The sequence below is a fragment of the Chamaesiphon sp. GL140_3_metabinner_50 genome, from assembly GCF_025361915.1.
In the GTDB taxonomy this organism is placed as follows: Bacteria; Cyanobacteriota; Cyanobacteriia; order Cyanobacteriales; family Chamaesiphonaceae; genus Chamaesiphon.
Map to the genome: position 1 here is coordinate 1 of NZ_JANYJC010000020.1, position 6,129 is coordinate 6,129.

Annotated in this window: 6 protein-coding genes and 1 pseudogene; 3 read left to right on the top strand and 4 right to left on the bottom strand. The window is 45.7% G+C overall.

The annotated features are described in order from the left end of the window. Together crtH and Q0R35_RS00905 are read left to right on the top strand one after the other, a co-directional pair. Positions 1-979 (top strand): carotenoid isomerase (gene crtH, locus Q0R35_RS00900; protein ID WP_295613529.1); only part of this gene is annotated, 979 nt, incomplete at its 5' end. A 164-nt stretch (positions 980-1,143) separates the two neighbouring features. After that, positions 1,144-1,746 carry a tetratricopeptide repeat protein gene (locus Q0R35_RS00905; RefSeq protein WP_295613531.1) on the top strand — a complete coding sequence of 201 codons (603 nt, stop codon included), beginning with the start codon at positions 1,144-1,146 and terminating at the stop codon, positions 1,744-1,746. A 100-nt stretch (positions 1,747-1,846) separates the two neighbouring features. Here Q0R35_RS00905 and Q0R35_RS00910 read toward each other — a convergent pair whose 3' ends face one another. The 4 genes from Q0R35_RS00910 to pyrH all read right to left on the bottom strand — a co-directional run bounded on the left by Q0R35_RS00910 (position 1,847) and on the right by pyrH (position 4,119). Continuing rightward, positions 1,847-2,383: a GIY-YIG nuclease family protein gene (locus Q0R35_RS00910; RefSeq protein WP_295613533.1), complete on the bottom strand. Its 537-nt coding sequence runs from the start codon at positions 2,381-2,383 to the stop codon at positions 1,847-1,849. Between the two features lie 24 nt (positions 2,384-2,407). Beyond that, positions 2,408-2,731 (bottom strand): hypothetical protein, encoded by a 324-nt coding sequence (locus tag Q0R35_RS00915; RefSeq protein WP_295613535.1) that lies wholly within the window; start codon positions 2,729-2,731, stop codon positions 2,408-2,410. Positions 2,732-2,855: 124 nt separating this feature from the next. Beyond that, positions 2,856-3,404 (bottom strand): ribosome recycling factor, encoded by a 549-nt coding sequence (gene frr, locus Q0R35_RS00920; protein ID WP_295613537.1) that lies wholly within the window; start codon positions 3,402-3,404, stop codon positions 2,856-2,858. Beyond that, positions 3,391-4,119, bottom strand: a complete 729-nt coding sequence (pyrH, locus tag Q0R35_RS00925) for a UMP kinase (RefSeq protein WP_295613539.1) — start codon at positions 4,117-4,119, stop codon at positions 3,391-3,393. The genes frr and pyrH overlap by 14 nt, the downstream gene beginning before the upstream one ends. Positions 4,120-4,443: 324 nt before the next feature. Between pyrH and Q0R35_RS00930 the strand changes: the two are divergent. Then, a pseudogene (locus Q0R35_RS00930) lies at positions 4,444-5,322 on the top strand (AAA family ATPase); the annotation flags it as partial. Positions 5,323-6,129 lie beyond the last annotated feature (807 nt).

The following is a 6,129-nucleotide window of genomic DNA, read 5'->3' on the forward strand; positions in this document are numbered from 1 at the left end:
GCTAAATGTCGGGGATATTGCGCGTAAATATATCAAAGACCCAAATGTCCTCAAGTTTATCGATATGGAGTGCTATATTTGGTCGGTAGTACCTGCCGAACTCACCCCGATGATTAATGCGGGAATGGTATTTTCAGATAGACATTATGGGGGGATTAATTATCCCAAAGGTGGTGTCGGACAAATCGCCCAAAAATTAGTCGCTGGATTGACAAAGGCTGGGGGCGAAATCCACTATCAATCGCGAGTGACAAAAATTATTATCGAAGGTGGTAAAGCTGTCGGTGTAGCAGTTGCTAATGGCAAGACTTATCGCGCCAAGCGGATCGTCTCGAATGCGACACGATGGGATACGTTCGAGCAGCTATTACCCGCCGCTGAGATGCCTGCCAAAGAGCGCAAATGGCAAGAACGCTATCAGAAGTCGCCAGCCTTCTTGAGCCTGCATTTAGGCGTAGCTGCGGCGGTGTTACCTGCGGGTACCGAGTGTCACCACGTTCTGCTCGAAGATTGGACGCAGATGGAGGAGCCAGAAGGGACGATTTTTGTCTCGATTCCCACCTTGCTCGATCCCAGCTTGGCACCAGATGGGTATCAGATTATTCATGCATTTACGCCTAGTTGGATGAGCGATTGGCAAGGCTTGAGTCCGAGCGAATATCTGGCGAAAAAAGAAGAGCGTGCGGGGGTGTTAATCGATCGATTAGAGCGGATTTTCCCTGGTTTAAATGCAGGTTTAGATTTTATGGAGATTGGTACGCCACGCACTCACAGACGCTTTCTGGGGCGTGCTGATGGTAGTTATGGGCCGATTCCCCGGCGGAAGTTGCCCGGATTATTAAATATGCCTTTCAATCGGACTGCGGTTCCTGGCTTGTATTGTGTCGGCGATAGTACCTTTCCAGGGCAAGGTTTGAATGCTGTCGCATTTTCGGGTTTTGCTTGCGCTCATCGGATTGCTGCCGATTTGGGAATATAGCAGAAAGAATTAAGATAAAGCTGACATTTTCTGCTAAGTCTATTTGCTAGAGTGATGGTAACAGGTAATTACACCATTCCTGAGTAATTTTTGGGGTAGGGATTTAAACCCTCACTCTAAATTTCACAACTCTTTTTAGCTCAACCCCTCATTTACAGCTCCCGATGAAAGTCACCTTCTCGCTCCTCATTTTGCTCCTTTCTAACTTCTGCTTTTTTCCATCGCCCGCAAAATCGATCGTCGTAATGGCTAGTACTCCTGGCTCGATGCCCAATCGGGCGGAAGATTACAACAATTTGGGAGCTGCAAAATTTCAACAGGGAGATACACGAGGGGCAATTGCCGAGTACGATCGAGCTATTACTATTAATCCCAACTATACCGAAGCTTATGCCAATCGGGGTGCGGCTAAATTTGGGATGGGTGACAAACAGGGGGCGATGACTGATTACGATCGCGCCATTGCACTCGGTTCTAAAGATGTGCTAGTTTTCTACAATCGGGGTGTGGCTAAATTTGATGCAGGCGACAATCGGGGGGCAATTTCAGACTTCAATCGCGCGATCGCACTCAACCCTCAAGATGCTGAATCTTATAGTAACCGAGGTGCGGTCAAATTAGTCATCGGCGATCGATCTGGTGCAATTGCCGATCTCAATACCGGGGCTAATTTATTTCGTCAGCAAGGCGAAATGGTTAGCTATCAAAAAACGCTCGATCTCGTGCGCCAAGCCAGTCAAAAGCAAGGCAAACGTGTTAGGTATTAGGTATTAGGTTTTAGGTTTTAGGTTTTAGGGGACTAGGGAATAGGCTGTGGAACTGCGTTCTAGGTTTTTCCCCAGTCTCCCAGTCTCCCCGTCACCAAGTCTATTTTAAATCCAGCAACCCCTGTTCCTTGAGCTTAGGGTTGAAGCGAATCTCGCTGCGAACGCCACGCTGTTGGAGTTTAGCTAAAATTGTCTCTTCAACCCGTCTGGCGACTTGCTTGAGCAGTTTGATTTGAGCGACACCATCAAGATCCTCAAAGCTGTCGCTTTCGGCTGCTGTCATGGCATAATTGGTGGGAATCGGATCTAACCATTGAGCATTACTCGCACCATTCCCGATCGGAATTTTACCATTTTCCTCAAGCCAAGTCGAGCGAACGCTATCGAGAAATGTCCGATTCGGTCGATCGATCGTGGTTATTTTTACCCAATAACAATCATCTGGCTGTCTGACGAGATGCTGTTTGAGGCTCAAATAAATATCTCGCGAATAGCCCACAAATTGCAAGCTTTTATCTGCATCAAAGATCGCATAAATACCAACTTGATTTTGAAATTCGGGTAATTCGCCGACATCGTTGATATAGGGTAAAAACTCCAAGCTTTCTAGACTTGGTAGATCGGTAGTCGAGGACATAATTAACGATCGGTAGGTTAAAATCTAATTTTGTTTCTGATAGATCGCACAGAGCCGACTCGGTTGAAAAATCTTGGCGGCAAACATAAAATTAGGCGGTACGTTAATAATTAAATGCTCTGGAGATTGGTGATATTGCTCGATTTCCGCAGGCATTCCTTTAGGAGTATTGGGGCTGTAGGGAACTGGTTGAAATAATATCTGGGTAAAAGTAAGAGTTTGACAATTAGCCTGCTCTGCGACTTGCTGAAGAAATGTCTCACCAGTTAGCAAGCCAAATAAGATTGTTTGCGCCTGCAAATCGAGTGTAAAACTGCCGTCAAAGTTTTCAATTACTTTTATGTTCACGATCGCGTAGTTTTCAATTGTCGATTAGAGATCGATAAATGTTCAGATATATTGGGATTGCAATACCCGCTCGAATGTAAATGGCGGGCATTGCCCACCATTTGGATTACAATGATTGAATCAACTAAACTGTCATAATATCTTTTTCTTTTTCCGCTAATACCTGTTCGACTTTAGTGCCATACTTGTCGGTTAATTTCTGAATTTTATCTTGTAAATCTTTAGATTCATCTTCAGAAATTTCGCTAGCTTTCTCTTGCTTTTTAACAAAATCAATCGCATCGCGCCGGATATTGCGGACTGAAATTTTGCCTTCTTCGGCATATTTACCCGCTTGTTTGACAAATTCCTTGCGGCGTTCGCCAGTCAGCGGCGGGATATTCAGGCGAATTGTCGAACCATCGTTATTGGGAGTCAAACCAATATCTGAGAGCGAAATCGCTTTCTCGATCGTACTCATACTACCGCGATCGAACGGTTGAATCGTAATCGTTGTCGAATCGGGAGTCCCGATATTCGCCAGCGATTTTAATGGTGTGGGCGTACCATAATAATCGATCGTCACCCGATCGAGCAAACTCGTACTTGCGCGTCCAGTCCGAATTGTATTAAACGAACGGCTGACAGACTCAACCGCTTTCTGCATATGACCTTCAACATCAGCAAATTTCACAAGAACCTCCTACATAAGTACCGATTGTTTCACCCGCTACCACGCGCTGAATGTTGCCCCGTTCAAATAAATTGAACACGATAATGGGAATATTATTCTCCCGACACATCGCAATCGCCGTACTATCCATCACGCGTAAGTCTCGATCGAGAACGTGCTTAAAAGTCAAACTTTGAAATCGTTTAGCATCTGGATTGACATGCGGATCGGAATCATAGACACCATCAACTTTAGTAGCCTTAAAAATCACATTAGCATCGATTTCGGCAGCACGCAGAGCAGCAGCAGTATCGGTGGTAAAGAATGGATTTCCAGAACCAGCACCAAACACCACAACCCGACCTTTTTCGAGATGGCGGATGGCGCGGCGACGGATATAGGGTTCGGCGACTTCCTGCATGGCGATAGCGGTTTGTACCCTGGTAGGTACCCCTTTTTGTTCTAACGCATCTTGAAGCGTAATTGCATTCATTACAGTCGCAATCATCCCTACATAGTCAGCAGTCGCCCGATCCATGCCTTTGGCTGAAGCTTTAACCCCACGAAAAATATTTCCACCACCCACAACGATGGCGACTTGAACGCCAGTGGCGACGACTTCGGATACTTCTTGGGCGATGGCTTGTACGATTGTCGGATCGATGCCATAGCCAAGATCGCCCATTAGGGCTTCCCCACTCAGTTTGAGCAATACCCGCTGGTAAGTCGTCCCCATGTTAGTTTATCTTCTCAACTCAAATTTTCTCACCTTCACGATACCAGGAAATGGCGATCGAATGTGAATAGTGGATAGGGAATAGGGAATAGGGGATAGGGGATAGTAGTTGATAACAATCGAGTTTGGTAGCCATCTTACGCAGAATGCGCGTTAAACTTTATTCACGATCCACTAAGTACCTACAACATTGGTGCTGTTGGGTTTCGTGCCTCTGCTTGGTGCGCTAAACCGTCGGGAGACCCGACGAGCGCGCATCCGCAACCCAACCTACACACTAATCACTCAATTCACTATCCCCTATCCTCTATTCCCTATCCCCTCATGGATTACTACATCGCTCCAGCTTTCCTCGACAAACTAGCCGTCCATATCACCAAAAATTATCTCGATCTGCCTGGTGTTAAAGTACCGCTAATTTTGGGCGTACATGGGCGTAAAGGTGAGGGAAAAACCTTTCAGTGCGAATTAGTCTTCGATCGGATGAAGGTCGAAGCAATCCATATTTCGGCGGGGGAGCTGGAGAGTCCCGATGCGGGTGATTCGGCGCGATTGATTCGGTTGCGATATCGGGAGGCTGCGGAAATTATTAAAGTGCGGGGGCGAATGGCAGTATTGGTGATTAATGATATCGATGCTGGGGCGGGGAGATTCGACCAGGGTACGCAGTATACGGTGAATACTCAGTTGGTAAATGCTACGTTGATGAATATTGCCGACAATCCTACTAATGTGCAGCTACCTGGTAGTTACGATTCGACTCCTTTACCGCGAATTCCGATTATTTTAACTGGGAACGATCTATCGACGCTATATGCGCCACTGGTGCGCGACGGACGGATGGAGAAGTTTTACTGGGTACCGACGCACGAGGATAAAGTGGGAATTGTGAGTGGAATTTTTGCGCCAGATAATATTTCTGGTCGAGAAATATTCAGCTTGGTCGATCGATTTCCCGAACAAGCAGTTGATTTTTTTGCAGCAATGCGCGCGCGGATCTATGACGAACAAATTAGAGAGTTTATCGGGCAGGTAGGATTAGAAAGAGTCGCGATGGAAGTAGTTAACCCGGCAAGTGGGATTAAGCCAACTTTTCCCAAGCCATATTTTACACTCGCGCGCCTAATTGAATTTGGCAATCTGTTAGTTCAAGAGCAAAAATCGGTCGCTGAAGGTAGATTGGTGGAAGAATACAATCGCGTCCGTTATGGTGCGCCACCTAAAGTCTAGTTAGATTCATTTATTAACTTGACGCTCGTCAACGAGCGAATGCATTTACTATAGCAAATATTCCACTTTTGTATAGAATATATCTATCTTCTAAACCCGATTCCAAATTAAATTATAGTTGTAATTTTGGCTTGTAGATGGAGAACGCTAGGTAAGAAGTTCTCTATCTTGCCATGAAACCAGAAATCGATCCTGCGAGAATGTTAAACCACTTTTATAGCGATCGCAGTACTGGCTGTCTTGAAGTAGTTTGCGACAATACGAGCTGGAATATTGTGTTCCAATCGGGACAGCTATTGAGTGCAGACTGTTCGGTACAATCGTTAGGTCAATTGAGCCATACATTGCGGCAACTAGGCTGGGATCTGGCAGCAAAAGCAGTCAATACGGCTGGGGATAGAACTACTCACATCTTGCACCAATACATAAAAACTAGTATCGATCGTGATCAAAATGTGAGCAAAAGGGCACACAACAATATTTGCGAGAACAGTGAACACCATTCTCCCGTGTCTTGTTGCGCTTTTCACGTCGGGAAACAAAGGCGTGCGCGCACCGCTGTGCCCAAGCTCTACTCTACACATTGATGAGATTGATGCCTAGTCCTTACCAAATTCTCAGTCTGCAAGCAGTATTTACCATGTTTTGGGAATGGGGTCGAGAAACTTCGCGATTTTCAATCGATTGTGGGTATTCCTAAAAATCGCTGGATGGCTAATGGAAAAGCACTCAAGACAATTACCAAGAAAGGACAATTAGTCCAAATCACTGGATTCGAGC